We start from the raw sequence: 14,762 nt of genomic DNA, 5'->3' as shown, positions 1-14,762 counted from the left end.
CAGGTCATTTGGCCTAGCTGAGCGCCACGTTGACTGCCGATTCCGGCAGCTCCGCGTTGAAGCAGCGCTGGTAGAACTCGGCGACCAGCGGACGCTCGAGCTCGTCGCACTTGTTGAGGAAGGTGACGCGGAACGCAAAGCCGATATCGCCGAAGATGTCGGAGTTTTCGGCCCAGGTGATCACCGTGCGCGGGCTCATCACCGTCGACAGATCGCCGTTGGCGAAAGCGTTACGGGTGAGATCGGCGAGGCGCACCATCTTGTTGACGATGTCGCGGCCTTCCTGCGTGCGATAGTGCTTGGCCTTGGCCAGCACGATCTCCACTTCCTCGTCGTGGCTGAGATAGTTCAGCGTGGTGACGATCGACCAGCGGTCCATCTGGCCCTGGTTGATCTGCTGGGTGCCGTGATAGAGGCCCGAGGTGTCGCCGAGGCCGACGGTGTTGGCGGTCGCAAACAGGCGGAACGCCGGGTGCGGCTTGATCACCTTGTTCTGGTCGAGCAGCGTCAGGCGGCCCGAGACTTCCAGCACGCGCTGGATCACGAACATCACGTCCGGGCGGCCGGCGTCGTATTCGTCGAACACCAGCGCGACGTTGTTCTGCAGTGCCCAGGGCAGGATGCCGTCACGGAATTCGGTGACCTGCTTGCCGTCGCGGACCACGATGGAGTCCTTGCCGACGAGGTCGATACGGCTGATGTGGCTGTCGAGGTTGACGCGCACGCAGGGCCAGTTCAGGCGGGCGGCGACCTGCTCGATATGGGTGGATTTACCGGTGCCGTGATAGCCGGTCACCATCACGCGGCGGTTGCGGGCAAAGCCGGCGAGAATGGCGAGCGTGGTGGCGCGGTCGAAGCGGTAATCGGAATCGACTTCGGGCACATGAGGATCGACTTCGGAATAGGCCGGCACTTCGAGATCGCTGTCGATCCCGAACACCTGGCGGACCGACACCTTCATGTCGGGCAGACCGGAAACTTCCTCAACTTTGGACATGGCGGCGGTCGTCATCAATCCTCCGAGGCCCCGGGCGATCCCGAGACCAGTTATTGCACGTTGGCTGCGGCTGGGTGCGCGTGCGAACCTATCAGAGACAACGTGCCGGCAGAAGCCCGCCCCTCAATCAAAGTTCCGTTGTCTTTTCATTTAGATAGGTGAGGAACGCAGTTTTGGGAGGGCTGCCTTGCGAATCACGCTCGAATTTCGGGCGGGATGGGCTGCCTGCCCAAGCGAATGGCACTTTCCCGCGCCGACCTTACATATGTAGGGTCTGAACCCGAAATCCCCTGCCCGCCACAGAGACGACGTGACGTCCTTTCTCGATCCCCTCATATCCTTCGTCTCCGCCCATGCGTGGCTGGCCTATCTGACCCTGTTCCTGGCGGCGCTGCTGGAAGCCGTGCCGGTGGTGGGCTCGGTCATCCCAGGCTCGACCATCATCCTGGCGCTGAGCGCCCTGGTTCCGGGCGGCGAGCTGAAGCTGCAATGGGTGCTGGTGGCCGCCGCGCTCGGCGCGGTGCTCGGCGACGGCTCGGCCTACTGGATCGGCCACCGGCGCCAGCGCGAGATCCTCACCGCCTGGCCGCTGACCAACTATCCGCGCGTGGTCGCCGAGAGCGAAAGCTTCTTCAAGCGTTTCGGCACCTGGGCCGTGTTCTTCGCCCGCTTCGTGCCCCCGATCCGCGCCTTCGTGCCCGTGACCGCCGGCGCACTGGGGATGGCGCCGGCAAAATTCTACACCGTGAACATCCCGGCGATCCTGGTCTGGGCGCCCGCCCATGTGCTGCCGGGCGTGCTGGCGGTGTCCGCCTTCCACGAATATTTCGGCGTGCCGCACCATGGGCATCCGTTCAAGCACATCTGGATCTTGACCGTGGTCGCGGTTGCGATCGTCGGCGGCGTCGCAGTGTGGATCTATCGCCGGCGGAATGCCGGCGGTGTCGCGGTGAAGCCGCAGGGGTAGCTGTCGCCACACCTCCGCTGTCGTCCCGGCCTAGCGCGCAATTGCGCGCGGGGGGCCGGGACCCATAACCACTGAACTTGGTTTGGCGAAGGCTCGCCGTCCAGTACTACTGTCCGCTATCGATAGATCACGCGGTATGGGTCCCGGCCTTCGCCGGGACGACGACCGACCTCCGCCCCGGCGCCGGCCCCACATACCTTGCCCTCGGCCTGATCAACTTCCCGAACTGCAATTGCTCGCTGGCATGGGCGATCCAGCCGACGCTGCGGGCCATGGCGAACAGAGCGAGCTCGCTGCCGGCCGGCAGGCGCAGGGCATGCACCAGCACCGCGAGCGCGTAGTCGATATTGACGAATTCGCCGGTCGCTTCCGCAATCCGCTCCGGCACCTCGCGCGTGAATTTTCGCGGCGCGCCGGCGCGCGACAGGGCATTCAGCAGCGATTGCGCGCGGGGATCGCCGCGCTTGTAGACGCCGTGGCCGAAGCCGGCAAAGCGCTCGCCGAGCGCGACGCGCTCGCGCACCATGGGCGCGACATCGCGGTCCACCAGCGTCTTGACGAGCTGCGAGGCCAGCACGCCGGCGCCGCCGTGCTTTGGACCTTTCAGCGCGGCGAGGCCGGCGATGACGGCGTCATAGAGATTGAGGCCGGTGGAGGCCGCGCAGCGCGCCGTGAAGGTCGACGCGTTGAGCTCGTGATCGGCCAGCAGGACGAGCGCGCGGCGGATCAGGTCGGGCGCATGCTTGTTATCGGGCGCCCACGCCTTTGCGACCTGGTGATGCAGCGGCTCGGCTGATGGCTCGGCATTGAGCATGGTCGCGACCAGCAGCCGCACAATGCGCGCGCCGACCATGGCGCGGCCATCGGGAGCGCGGGTGAAGGCACGGGGATCGGCACTCGCGGCGAGCGCCAGTACCGCAATCGCACGGTCGATTGGTGCCGCGCGGCGCGCGGCGTCTGCGATCACGTGCATCTCGTCGGATAGTGCGGGCTGATTGTCGGGTGCGAACGGATCGACATCCGAGACGTCCCAAAGCAGCGTGGCGGCGTGCTCCAGCGTGTCGTTCTCGGCGAGATCGACGCAATTGACCCCGCGATAGATCGCGCCCTCCTCGGTGATGGTCGAGATCTCCGTGTCCATGACGGGCAGGTCGGCATCGAAGCTGCGCAGGCCGCGGGGCTCCGGCGACGGGACGCGGCGCTCCTTGAGAGCGCGGACGTCCTCGGCGCGGTAGCGGTTTTTCCGCGAGTCCGGCGTCGGCTCGGAGCGGATCAGGCCGCGGCTGACATAGGCGTAGAGGGTGGCCGGCGAGATCGCGAGCTCGGCGGCGGCTTCCCGAGCGGAGAGGTAGAGCTCGCCAGAATTATTCATATTGATTTATGTAATCAAGATTGATCAATCTGTCGAGAGGCCTGACCTTATCCCTGCGTGCAGTGCAAAAGGAGATCAGGTCATGAACATCCACCTCACCAAAAGCCAGATCGGACTGGACGGAGTTCCCGCGGCCGAGACCGTGCTGAGCCATGTCGACGGCGAGCGCGGCGAGCTGATCATCGCCGGCGAGCATGTCGGCCGCCTCGCTGCACAATCGAGCTTCGAGGGCGTCACCGCCCGGCTCTGGAACGGCGCCAGCAAGACCACCCTCACCGAAGCCAATGTGCGGGCGAGCCTGGGCGCGGGCCGCGAACGTGCGTTTGCCCGCCTGCCGGAGCTTTTGCCGGCGACGAACGGCATGGGCGTCGTTGACGGGTTTCGTGCGGCAGTCGCGGGCCTTCGCGCCGAGCACGGGCTCGCACATGAAGCGACCATCGTCGGCGCGTTTCCGGTGATCGCGGGTGCGCTGGTCCGGCGCGCCAAAGGGCTGGAGCCGATCGCACCCGATCCGAATGTCAGCCACGCCGCCGATACGCTGCGCATGCTGCACGGGCGCGTCCCGGCCGCGCGCGAGGTCACGGCGCTGGACGCCTATCTCGTCACCGCCAGCGACCACGGCATGAATGCCTCGACCTTCACCGCGCGCGTGGTCGCCTCGACGCAGGCCGACCTGTTCGCCGCCGTCACCGCCGGCTATTGCGCGCTGACCGGCCCCTTGCACGGCGGCGCGCCGGAGCCGGTGCTGGAAATGCTCGACGCCATCGGATCGCGCGAGCGCATCCAGCCCTGGGTGGATGCGGCGCTGGCGCGCGGCGAGCGGATGATGGGCTTTGGCCACCGCGTCTATCGCGTGCGCGATCCGCGCGCCGACGTGCTGAAAACCGCGGTCGAGGCGCTCGCCTCCAACGGCACCGACCTGCCATTCGCCGGCGAGGTCGAGGCCTATATCCGCAGCGCGCTGCGCAAGAAGAATCCGGACCGGCCGCTGGAGACGAATGTCGAGTTCTTCACCGCGATCCTGCTCGATGCGCTGGCGATTCCGCGGCAGGCCTTCACGCCGATCTTCGCGGTGGCCCGCAGCGCAGGCTGGACTGCACACGCGCGCGAGCAGCAGCGCACGGGCCGGCTGATCCGGCCGAGCTCGTCCTATGTGGGGGCGATGCCGGAGGGGTAGGGAATACGTAGCCCAGCAGTCAGAACCCGTAGGGTGGGCAAAGGCGCACTTGCGCCGTGCCCACCATCTCTCTCGATCGCGAAAAATGCGTGGGCACGCTTCGCTTTGCCCACCCTACGGCACTGTCGTCCCGGCGAAGGCCGGGACCCATACCGCGTGATTTATCGATGAGATGCGGGTTGATAACGCGGAAAGACTGCTTCACTGCGAGTCTTCGCCAAACCACTCCCTGGGGTTATGGGTCCCGGCGCCCCGCTCGCAATTGCGCGCTAGGCCGGGACGACACCGAGAGTTTGGAGACAGCTAGGGCGCGCGAAGGCCTCAGGCTTCCCGCACCACCGTCTTCAGATAATTATACGCCTTGATGATCTCGATCAGGCGATCCTCGGTGGAGCGGTCGCCGCCGTTGGCGTCGGGGTGGTGCTGCTTGACCAGCGCCTTGTACTTGGTCTTGACGTCGGCGAGCGTGGCGTCGGGGCCGAGACCCATGACCTGGAGTGCCTTGCGCTCGGCGTTCATCACCTTGCGCGTCTCGGCCTTGGGCTGGGCGTCCGGGCCCTTGCGCCAGTTGGCGCGGCCGTTGATCTCGGAGAACATGCTGAACGGATCGGACGCCATGTCGATGTCGGCTTCCGTACCCTTCTTGCCGCCATTGGCACCCATCTTCCAGGTCGGACGATGGCCGGTCAGCGCGTCCTTCTGGTAGCGCGCGACAGCGTCAGCATTCATGCCGGAGAAGAAATTGTAGTTCTGGTTGTACTCGCGCACGTGGTCGAGGCAGAAGTGCCAGTACTCGCGCTGGTTCTCGCGGCCCTTCGGCGCGCGGTGCGCACCCTTGTTCTGGCAGCCTGCCCACTCGCAGCCGACCACGGTGTCGCGCGGCTTCACTTCCGGCTGCTTGCCCCGCGGCTTCACGCGGATGGAGTCGAAGAACTTTGATGAATCGATCGGCATGGCTGACTTTGACTACGCAATGCAAAAACCTTCAAGTCTTGACATTGCAATTAGCTGACCACCCCGGCAATTGACGGGGCTTGGTGACGCGCTTTAATGGCACTCATGGTTATGAAAGACACTATCAGCAACAAGTTGCGGGAAGCTTTCACCCCGGAAAGCCTCGAGGTCGTCGACGAGTCACATTTGCATGAGGGCCACGCCGGCCATCGGCCCAGCGGTGAGACGCACTTCCGCGTTTATATCGTGTCTCAAGCCTTCAAAGGGAAGACCCGGGTCGAACGCCATCGCATGATAAATTCGGCGCTGGCGGCGGAACTCTCCGGCAGCGTGCACGCACTGGCGATCCACGCGCAGGCGCCGGGGGAAGGTTAGCTCTCTTCCCCTTGGTGGCCTTGAACATGATCACAATTGGTCGTCATGCCCGGGCTTGTCCCGGGCATCCACTTTCTTGGTGCAGCCGATGAGACGTGGATGGCCGGGTCATAGGCGAGAGGAAGCGACGCCGTCCTTCGGACGGCTATGCCCGGCCATGACGGTGCGGAACGATCGGGGCGCAAGACCACTAGGTCTAAAACGACGTCCCCGCCCGCCTCCGCTTGGGCTCATCCATCTCGGCCTCGCGCGGCACCGGTGAAATACGGAGCGCGGTGATGCGGTTGCGTTCCCTACGCAGGACGCGGAAGCGGAAGCCGTGGAACGTAAAACTCTGGCCGCGGTCGGGGATCGAACGCGCCTCGTGAATGACGAGGCCGGCGACCGTGGTTGCCTCTTCATCGGGCAGGTGCCAGTCCATGGCGCGGTTGAGGTCGCGGATCGGGACCGAGCCGTCGACCACGACCGAGCCGTCCGGCTGGGCGCGCACGCCGGCGACCACGACGTCGTGCTCGTCGGAGATGTCGCCGACGATTTCTTCCAGAATGTCTTCCAGCGTCACGAGACCTTCAACTTCGCCGTACTCGTCGACGACGAGCGCGAAATGGGTTTTTCGCCGCCGGAACGCCTTGAGCTGCTCGGCGAGCGGCCGCATCTCCGGCACGAACCAGGGCGGCAGCGCAATGGTGGAGACGTCGATGCGCGAGGTATCGCCGTCGGAGGCGCGGATCGCGCGCAGCAGATCCTTGGCGTGAAGCACGCCGATGATGTTTTCCGGCTTCTCGCGCCACAGCGGGATGCGGGTGTATTCGGTCGCCAGCACCTCGCGCACCAGATCGTCCGGCGGCATGTCGGCGTTGATCATCATCATCTCGGTGCGATGGATCATGACGTCGGAGACCTGCAGCTCGCGCAGATCGAGCAGGCCGCCGAGCATGTCGCGATCCTGCTTCTCGACCTTGCCCTCGTGGTGCAACAGGTCGACCGCGCCGCGCAGGCGCTCGGTCGGCGACAGGATCGCCTGATGCTCGCCGGCAAGGCCGAACAGGCGCATCAGCAGGCGCACGATGACCTCGACGATCCGCAGCAGCGGCCCCAGCACGTACATCGTCAGCCGCATCGGGCGCGCGACCGCGAGCGCCATGCGATCCGGCGCGTTGATGGCGATGGTCTTCGGCAGCACCTCGGCGAAGATCACGACCAGAGCGGTCATCACGCCGGTGGCATAGAGCACGCCGACATCGCCGAACCAGGACGTGAAGATGGCGGTCGCCAGCGCGGACGCGCCGATATTGGCGATGTTGTTGCCGAGCAGCAGCGCGCCGATCAGGCGCTCGCGCATGTCCAGCAGATCGGAGACGACGTCGGCGTCGCGATTACCCTGCTTCGACAGCCGCAGCATGCTGGCGCGCGAGGCGCCGGTCAGCGCGGTCTCGCTCGCGGCGAAGAACGCCGAGACCAGGAGGCAGAGGACGACGATGGTGAATCCGAGCCAGTCCATGCACCACTCTAGTTACTTCTAACGCGTTTTCCCGACGCGAACCGGCATCCACGTCGCGCGTCGCGCCTCAAACCTTCTGCGCGAGCTTCTCTTTCAGGAAATCGCGCACCGGGGCGGGCTCGACGTCCTTCGCGATCACCGCGCGACCGACGGCTTCCAGCAGGATAAAGGTGAGCTTGCCGCGCTTGACCTTCTTGTCCTGCGCCATCAGCGCCATCAGCGCGTCGGCATCCGCAAGCCCTTCCTGCGCAAAACCCGCGATATCCTGCAAGCGCGTCGGCAGACCAGCCTCGATGAGGTGCCGCTCGACGCGTACGGCATCGGCCTCGCCGATCATGCCGAGCTTCGCCGAGAACTGCGCCGCCAGCGTCATGCCGATCGAAACGCCCTCGCCGTGGAACAGGCGATCGGAGAAACCGGTTGCGGCTTCCAGTGCGTGGCCGAAGGTGTGGCCGAGGTTGAGCAGCGCGCGCTCGCCGGTCTCGCGCTCGTCGCGGGTGACGACGCCGGCCTTGGCGCGGCAGGAGGTCGCGATCGCGTGCTCACGCGCGGCACCGCCACTGAAGATGTCGGAATGGTTCTTCTCGAGCCAGGTGAAGAAGGCTTCGTCCCCGAGCACGCCGTATTTGGCGACTTCGGCGTAGCCGGCGCGGAACTGCCGCGGCGACAGCGTGTCGAGCACGGCGGTGTCGGCGATGACCAGCACCGGCTGGTGGAAGGCGCCGAGCAGATTCTTGCCCTGCGGCGAGTTGATGCCGGTCTTGCCGCCGACGGATGAATCGACCTGCGCCAGCAGCGAGGTCGGCACCTGCACGAAATCGACGCCGCGGCGCAGGATCGCCGCCGCAAAGCCGGCGAGATCGCCGACCACGCCGCCGCCGAGCGCGATGACGAGATCGTTGCGTTCGATCTTCGCGGCGATCAGGGCCTCGCTGACCTTTTCGAGGCCGGCATAGGTCTTTGAGATCTCGCCTTCCTCGACGACGATGCGCGAGGTCGGGATGCCGCTGGCTGCGAGCGAGGCCTCGGCCGGCTCCAGCCAGTGCTTTGCAACGGTGCGATCCGTCACGATCGCCGTGCGCACGCCGGGGCGCAAAGCGGCGACGCGCTCGCCGAGCGAGGACAGCACGCCGCGGCCGATGACGATGTCATAGGCGCGGTCGCCGAGCGCGACGTCGACGTTGACGGGATCGGAATGTTTCAACGGCGCAGTCATCGTCCGGCACTCGCAACGTCGGCAGGTGGTGGGGGCGCGGCCTGCTCGCCGCAGAGATGGGCGCGCAGCGTCTCGATGGTCTCCTCGACGATCTTGTCGTGCGGCACGTCGCGCGAGGCGATGGTGAGGTCGGCCTTGCCGTAGATCGGCTCGCGCTCGGTGAGCAGGCGCGTGACGGTTCCCTCGGGATCCGCGGTCTGCAGCAGCGGACGGTCGGCACGGCGGCGGACGCGGCGCATGATGACGTCGTGGTCCGCCCTGAGCCAGATCGAGATCGCCTTGGCCGCGATGCGGGTCCGCGTCTCCTCGCGCATGAAGGCGCCGCCGCCGGTCGCCAGCACCAGCGGACCGCCCTCGAGCAGGCGGGCGATCACGCGGGCCTCGCCGTCGCGGAAATGCGCCTCGCCGTGGCGCTCGAAGATTTCCGGTATGGTCATGCCGGCCGCCGCCTCGATCTCGGTGTCGGCATCGACGAAAGGCAGCTTGAGCCGCGCCGCCATGCGGCGGCCGATGGTGGATTTGCCCACCCCCATCATGCCGACGAGCACGATCGAGCGCGCGCCGAGCGCCGACAGGATGTCGGCCTCAGTCGAAGCGGGAATCGGCAACGCGGCGTCGGACATCAATCTCGCTCGATCTGCCGCCAAAGGCGGCATGGTTTGGCCACCTATACGACCCCGCAGGGGCCCTCGCCAGAGGACTCTTGCCACGAAACGGCGAACATGTTGGATGATTTCATTGGTTAATTCGCCCGCCCGGCCCCCTACCAAGTCCGTATAGAGACCCAAGACCGATGCCCAGCCTGTTCCGCTTCCTGACGGTCGTCGCCGTGCTCGCCGGCATCGTCTATGGCGTGATTTTCGCGCTGGCGAACTTCGTGAGTCCGAAGCCGCGGGACATGACGGTGACGATCCCGCCGGATAAGTTTCTCAAGAAATAGCAGCTAGGCTCCGGGGCATGCGTGCAAAGCCCTCAGACACCAAGCTCACCGGCCTGTTCCTCGACATGCTCGCGGCGGAACAGGGCGCCGGCCCCAACACGCTCGACGCCTATCGCCGCGACCTCACCGATTTCTCGGAATTTTTGGGCCGCGTCGGCCACAGTTTTGCCGACGCGGAAACGCAAATCCTGCGCGACTATCTCGCCGATCTCGACACGCGCGGCTTCAAATCCACCAGCGTGGCGCGGCGGCTGTCGGCGATGCGGCATCTCTACCGCTTCCTGCTGAACGAGCGCATTCGTACCGACGATCCCGCGGCGATCCTGTCCGGCCCGAAGCGCGGCCGCGGCCTGCCGAAAGTGCTGTCGATCGCCGATGTCGACCGCATGCTCCGCCGCGCCAAGGAATTGAGCGAGGCGGAAGAGGCCTCGCCGTCGAAACGGCTGCGGGCTTTAAGGCTCTACTGCCTGCTCGAGGTGCTCTACGCCACGGGCCTGCGCGTCTCCGAGCTGGTGGCGCTGCCGCGCTCGGCGGCCAAGCGCGACGCGCGCATGATCGTGGTGCGCGGCAAGGGCAACAAGGAACGCCTGGTGCCGCTCAACGACGCTTCGCGCCAGGCGATGGCGGATTATCTCGCCGCGACGGAGGCCGCGAAGACGGAGAAGAAGAAAGACAGCCTCGCTGCGGCGAAATGGCTGTTCCCCTCCTTCGGCGAGAGCGGACATCTGACGCGGCAGCACTTTGCCCGCGATCTGAAGGAGCTCGCGGTGGCCTCCGGCCTGCAGGCCCGGCTGGTCTCGCCGCACGTGCTGCGCCACGCCTTCGCCAGCCATCTGCTGCACAACGGCGCCGACTTGCGCATCGTGCAGACGCTGCTGGGACACACCGACATCTCCACGACCCAGATCTACACCCACGTGGTCGAGGAGCGGCTGAAGAGCCTGGTCCGCGACCTGCACCCGCTGGCGGAGAAGTAGGTCCGGCTCTCTTTTCAACGTCGTCCCGGCGAAGGCCGGGACCCATAACCACAGGGAGCAGTTTGGCGAAGATCCGTCGTTCCGTACTCATGCCGCCTGCAATCGAAAGACCTCGCGGTATGGGTCCCGGCCTTCGCCGGGACGACAAACTCCGCCTTGACTTCGGCCACATCTCCGCAGAAAGAGCCGTGGCCTTTCGACTGATTTGGCCGGCTGCCACGAGCACACAAGCCAACCCGTTGAAGAAGCTAAACTTCTTTCCGCGACCCGAACCTCGCTTCGCTTCTTTCGCCCCGTCCCCCTATACTGAGTTGATGCAAGACCAGATGCGCAGCTATCTCGACTTCGAAAAGCCCGTCGCCGAGCTCGACTCCAAGGTCGACGAATTGCGCGCGCTCGCCGCCACCGGCACCGACATCAGCGACGAGATCGGCCGGATCGAGGACAAGGCGGCGCAGGCGCTGGCCGACCTCTATACGAACCTGACGCCCTGGCAGAAGACGCTGGTGGCGCGGCATCCGCAGCGGCCGCATTTCAACGACTTCATCAAGGGCCTGGTCACCGAATTCACCCCGCTCGCCGGCGACCGCAAGTTCGGCGAGGACGAGGCGCTGGTCGCCGGCTTCGGCCGCTTCCGCGGCGAGCCGATCTGCGTGATGGGCCAGGAAAAGGGCGATTCCACCGAGAGCCGGATCCGGCACAATTTCGGCATGGCGCGGCCCGAAGGCTATCGCAAATGCGTGCGGCTGATGGAGATGGCCGAGCGGTTCGGCCTTCCCGTGCTGTCGCTCGCCGATTCCGCCGGCGCCTATCCCGGCATCGGCGCCGAGGAGCGCGGCCAGGCCGAGGCGATCGCGCGCTCGACCGATGCGTGCCTCGCGCTCACCGTGCCGAACGTCGCCATCATCACCGGCGAGGGCATGTCGGGCGGCGCCATCGCCATCACCACCGCCAACAAGGTCCTGATGCTGGAGCACGCCATCTACAGCGTGATCTCGCCGGAAGCCGCCTCCTCCATCCTCTGGCGCGACGGCACCAAGGCGCAGGAAGCCGCCAACAACATGAAGATCACCGCCCAGGACATGCTCCGCTTCGGGGTGATCGACCAGATCCTGAAGGAGCCGGTCGGCGGCGCCCATCGCGACCCCGCCGCCATGATCGCCACCACGGGCGATGCCATCGCCAAGGCCTTCGACGAGCTCAAGGGCCTGGACGGCGACGGCATCCGCAAGCAGCGGCGGCAGAAATTCCTCGATATCGGCCGGAAACTGGGCTGATTCGGACCGGTTTCGGTGCCGTAGGGTGGGCAAAGGCGCGAAGCGCCGTGCCCACGGACAGGTCGGATTGCGCGAAATGGTGGGCACGCTGCGCTTTGCCCACCCTACGAGACCTCCCCCAGCCGCCCCCCGGTAACCCCCCGTTAACCCTTTTTTTGCCCAAATCAGCGATCTGAGTCCCAATTGGGCCGGAAGGCCCAAGTAAGGCCCAAAGTCGCGTCCATTTAGGCTTCGTTGACCATGCCACTGGGCCAACGCCCTCGTGATCCCCGCTCGGGTTGCGACCACATGACCCAGAGGTTAGAATTTTAATCAATGGCTTCAGGGCATAAGCGCTGGAGCGTGGTCTGAGAGAGCCCGTCGCGACGGGGGCAGATCATGCTCTGAACGAATTGGGGTTCGCGCTCTCTGCCCGGCACGGTGTGGGGTCCATCTTGATTTCTCGTTCGCTTGCTCGCGCGCTCTTGGCTTCGGTTGCGCTGATGACGGCCGGCGTCCTGCTGTCCGGCTGCGATACCGACCAGGTCTCGCTCGCGACCAACGCCAAGGCCAACCAGCCGGTGCCGCCGAAACTTCTCGCCGCGATGGTCGAGAAGGACATGGACCTGCAGTCGCCGATCCTGGTGCGCCTGTTCAAGCAGGAGGCCGAGCTCGAGGTCTGGAAGCAGGCGCGCAACGGCCAGTTCGTGCTGCTCAAGACCTATCCGATCTGCCGCTGGTCCGGTGATCTCGGTCCGAAGGTGCGCGAAGGCGATCGCCAGGCGCCGGAAGGATTCTACTCGATCAATCCGAGCCAGATGAATCCGCAGTCGGCGTACTACCTCTCCTTCAACACCGGCTATCCGAACGCGTTCGACAAGGCGCTGGGCCGCACCGGCTCGCAGCTGATGGTGCACGGCGACTGTTCTTCGCGCGGCTGTTACGCCATGACCGACGAGCAGATCGCGGAGATCTATTCGCTCGGCCGCGAGTCCTTCTTCGGCGGCCAGAAGGCGTTCCAGCTGCAGGCCTATCCGTTCAAGATGACGCCGGCGAACATGGCCAAGCATCGGAACAATCCGAACATGGCCTTCTGGAAGATGATCAAGGAAGGCTACGATCATTTCGAGGTGACGCGGCAGGAGCCGAAGGTCGATTTCTGCGAGAAGAAATACGTCTTCGACGCGGCGAAGCCGGCCGACGCCAAGCGCGATCCGGTGTTCGACGCGTCCGCGAAGTGCCCGGCCTATGTGATCCCCGAGGACGTCGCCAGCGCCGTGCGCGAGAAGCAGGGCCGCGACGAGGCGGAATACGCCAAGCTCGTCGCCAGGGGCACGCCGGTCGCGCGCATGAACACCGGCATCGACGGCGGCATGAACAAGATCTTCGCGGCGAAGATTCCGGAAGGCTCGACCGGCCTGTCGGAAGGCGCCGAAGGCACCACGCTGCAGATGCTGGCGATGGCGAAGGCGCCGGGCACGATCCCCGGACACGTCAATCCGCCCAAGCCGAATCTCGATGCGGTCGCCGCCGCGCCTGCGCCGCAGGAAGAGCCTGTCGTCGCCGTCAGCGCGCCCGCCGCGGGCACCCGCGTCGCGACAGCCGCACCCGCCGAGAAATCGCAAGGCGGCGGCTTCTTCTCCAACCTCGGCCGCAAGATGGGCATGGGCACCGCCGATACGACGGCGACCACGCCTCCGCCGCAAGCGACCGCGTCCGTGGCACCTGCCCCGACATCCACTACGCCGCCGACCGCAGCGTCGAGGCTGAAGGCCGCCGTCACCCGCTTCGTGCCGGGCCACGACAAGTCCAAGGATGCAGCAAAGGACACGCCGAAGCCGGCGGTGGCCGCCGCCAAGCCGGCAGAGCCGGCGAAGCCCGACACTCGCCTCGCCCAGACGCGCCCGGCGCTGAAGCCGTCGGTGGGCGATGGCGCGGCTGACAGCGGCCAGATGTCGGGTGCCGCGCCTGTGGTGTCGTCGAACTCTTTCGACAGCCGCTTCGGGGCGGTGAAGTAGGCGGGCATCATAGTCTCCGACGAGAAGTCTCGGCCGCCCTCCCCGCATTTCAAGCACCTAGATTGCGTCTCGTGCCCTCCCTGATACTCTCTAGCTCCAAGGGGCTAAGACTTGGATTGGGAGCGCGCTAAGGGCATCGCTGGAACACCTTGGACGGAGAGCGAGATCTCCGCCGTGGTCGAAAGCTATTTTCGGATGTTAGCCCTTGAAAGGGCGGGCGCGGCTTACAGCAAGGCGCAAAATAGGCGACTGCTCTTGACCACCGTCCATCGCTCCGAAGGGTCAATCGAGCGTAAGCTTCAAAACATCTCCGCAGTTCTCGATAGGCTGGGAGCGCCGTGGATCAATGGCTACAAGCCCCTAGCGCATTATCAGGACGCCTTGGTCGCCGCAGTCGAGCGCAACGTCGGCCAGACGCCGGATGTCCTTTACCCAGCGAATACCGACACTCAACCGCTGGCGCTCAACGATGATGCGGTTTTCGTTGCCCCGCCACCGATCGAAGACCTCGACAAGACGTTGACGCCTGCCGTCCGCCGTTTGGTGGGGAAGTTCGACCCAGCGGAGCGAGATGCCAGGAATCGTCAATTGGGGAAAGCCGGCGAGAGATTCGTCGTGACGTTCGAGCAAGACCGTTTACGACGCGCGGGGCGAGAAGACCTTGCCAACAGCGTTCGCTGGGTCTCCGATTTGGACGGAGACGGCTACGGTTATGACGTCCGCTCATTTGAAGCTGACGGCCAAGAACGACTGTTAGAGGTCAAGACGACATGCGGGCATGAGCGGACAGCGTTTTGGCTCACAAGGCGCGAGGTCGATGTCGCCGCGGAACGTAGCGACAAGTATCGAATCCGACGAGTCTTTCACTTTCACAATCGCGCGCAGATGTTCGAGATAGCTCCACCACTCGACGGTGCACTTCTCATGGCACCAGCGACGTATTTCGCAGAGCCGAGATAGCGCTCGTTCTGAATCCTGCGTCGTGGTGACGGGTCACCGGCCCGCCCCAATC

The 14,762-nt window shown here is 65.5% G+C and carries 14 protein-coding genes; 8 read left to right on the top strand and 6 right to left on the bottom strand.

The window, feature by feature from the left end; genetic code table 11:
- Positions 1 to 13: 13 nt before the first annotated feature.
- Complete coding sequence (gene cobS, locus A7X65_RS32160) at positions 14 to 1,012, bottom strand: cobaltochelatase subunit CobS (protein ID WP_018643488.1); 999 nt, start codon at positions 1,010 to 1,012, stop codon at positions 14 to 16.
- Positions 1,013 to 1,307: 295 nt separating this feature from the next.
- On the opposite strand from cobS, the gene A7X65_RS32155 reads away from it, so the two are divergent.
- A complete protein-coding gene (locus A7X65_RS32155) occupies positions 1,308 to 1,964 on the top strand; it encodes a DedA family protein (protein WP_063692892.1) in 657 nt (218 codons plus the stop codon).
- Positions 1,965 to 2,091: 127 nt separating this feature from the next.
- On the opposite strand, the gene A7X65_RS32150 is transcribed toward A7X65_RS32155, so the two are convergent.
- Positions 2,092 to 3,336 carry a citrate/2-methylcitrate synthase gene (locus A7X65_RS32150; RefSeq protein WP_063692890.1) on the bottom strand — a complete coding sequence of 415 codons (1,245 nt, stop codon included), beginning with the start codon at positions 3,334 to 3,336 and terminating at the stop codon, positions 2,092 to 2,094.
- 82 nt (positions 3,337 to 3,418) lie between these two features.
- On the opposite strand from A7X65_RS32150, the gene A7X65_RS32145 reads away from it, so the two are divergent.
- Positions 3,419 to 4,513 carry a citrate synthase/methylcitrate synthase gene (locus A7X65_RS32145; RefSeq protein WP_063692888.1) on the top strand — a complete coding sequence of 365 codons (1,095 nt, stop codon included), beginning with the start codon at positions 3,419 to 3,421 and terminating at the stop codon, positions 4,511 to 4,513.
- Positions 4,514 to 4,834: 321 nt separating this feature from the next.
- Here A7X65_RS32145 and A7X65_RS32140 read toward each other — a convergent pair whose 3' ends face one another.
- Positions 4,835 to 5,467 carry a J domain-containing protein gene (locus tag A7X65_RS32140; protein ID WP_063692886.1) on the bottom strand — a complete coding sequence of 211 codons (633 nt, stop codon included), beginning with the start codon at positions 5,465 to 5,467 and terminating at the stop codon, positions 4,835 to 4,837.
- Positions 5,468 to 5,572: 105 nt separating this feature from the next.
- Here A7X65_RS32140 and A7X65_RS32135 point away from each other — a divergent pair, with 105 nt between their 5' ends.
- The gene (locus tag A7X65_RS32135) at positions 5,573 to 5,842 is read left to right on the top strand and encodes a BolA family protein (protein WP_063693835.1); all 270 of its coding nucleotides are present in this window, start codon (positions 5,573 to 5,575) and stop codon (positions 5,840 to 5,842) included.
- Positions 5,843 to 6,038: 196 nt separating this feature from the next.
- On the opposite strand, the gene A7X65_RS32130 is transcribed toward A7X65_RS32135, so the two are convergent.
- The 3 genes from A7X65_RS32130 to A7X65_RS32120 all read right to left on the bottom strand — a co-directional run bounded on the left by A7X65_RS32130 (position 6,039) and on the right by A7X65_RS32120 (position 9,182).
- A complete protein-coding gene (locus A7X65_RS32130; RefSeq protein WP_063692884.1) occupies positions 6,039 to 7,343 on the bottom strand; it encodes an HlyC/CorC family transporter in 1,305 nt (434 codons plus the stop codon).
- 67 nt (positions 7,344 to 7,410) lie between these two features.
- Positions 7,411 to 8,559 carry a 3-dehydroquinate synthase gene (aroB, locus tag A7X65_RS32125; RefSeq protein WP_063692882.1) on the bottom strand — a complete coding sequence of 383 codons (1,149 nt, stop codon included), beginning with the start codon at positions 8,557 to 8,559 and terminating at the stop codon, positions 7,411 to 7,413.
- Positions 8,556 to 9,182 carry a shikimate kinase gene (locus A7X65_RS32120; protein WP_063692880.1) on the bottom strand — a complete coding sequence of 209 codons (627 nt, stop codon included), beginning with the start codon at positions 9,180 to 9,182 and terminating at the stop codon, positions 8,556 to 8,558. Before A7X65_RS32120 ends, aroB begins: the two co-directional genes overlap by 4 nt.
- A gap of 170 nt (positions 9,183 to 9,352) precedes the next feature.
- Between A7X65_RS32120 and A7X65_RS32115 the strand changes: the two genes are divergently transcribed.
- The 5 genes from A7X65_RS32115 to A7X65_RS32095 all read left to right on the top strand — a co-directional run bounded on the left by A7X65_RS32115 (position 9,353) and on the right by A7X65_RS32095 (position 14,710).
- Entirely contained in the window at positions 9,353 to 9,499 is a 147-nt protein-coding gene (locus A7X65_RS32115) for a hypothetical protein (protein WP_063692878.1), read from the top strand.
- Between the two features lie 17 nt (positions 9,500 to 9,516).
- Entirely contained in the window at positions 9,517 to 10,476 is a 960-nt protein-coding gene (gene xerD, locus A7X65_RS32110) for a site-specific tyrosine recombinase XerD (RefSeq protein WP_063692877.1), read from the top strand.
- A 314-nt stretch (positions 10,477 to 10,790) separates the two neighbouring features.
- Positions 10,791 to 11,753: an acetyl-CoA carboxylase carboxyltransferase subunit alpha gene (locus A7X65_RS32105; protein ID WP_063692875.1), complete on the top strand. Its 963-nt coding sequence runs from the start codon at positions 10,791 to 10,793 to the stop codon at positions 11,751 to 11,753.
- 482 nt (positions 11,754 to 12,235) lie between these two features.
- Positions 12,236 to 13,750: a L,D-transpeptidase family protein gene (locus A7X65_RS32100; protein WP_063693834.1), complete on the top strand. Its 1,515-nt coding sequence runs from the start codon at positions 12,236 to 12,238 to the stop codon at positions 13,748 to 13,750.
- Between the two features lie 111 nt (positions 13,751 to 13,861).
- Entirely contained in the window at positions 13,862 to 14,710 is an 849-nt protein-coding gene (locus tag A7X65_RS32095) for a protein NO VEIN domain-containing protein (RefSeq protein ID WP_082885131.1), read from the top strand.
- Positions 14,711 to 14,762: the final 52 nt, after the last annotated feature.

It is taken from the genome of Bradyrhizobium stylosanthis (assembly GCF_001641335.1).
GTDB classification, from domain to species: domain Bacteria; phylum Pseudomonadota; class Alphaproteobacteria; order Rhizobiales; family Xanthobacteraceae; genus Bradyrhizobium; species Bradyrhizobium stylosanthis.
The sequence above is the reverse complement of the archived record's forward strand: the minus strand, read 5'-3'. Positions and strand labels throughout refer to the sequence as shown.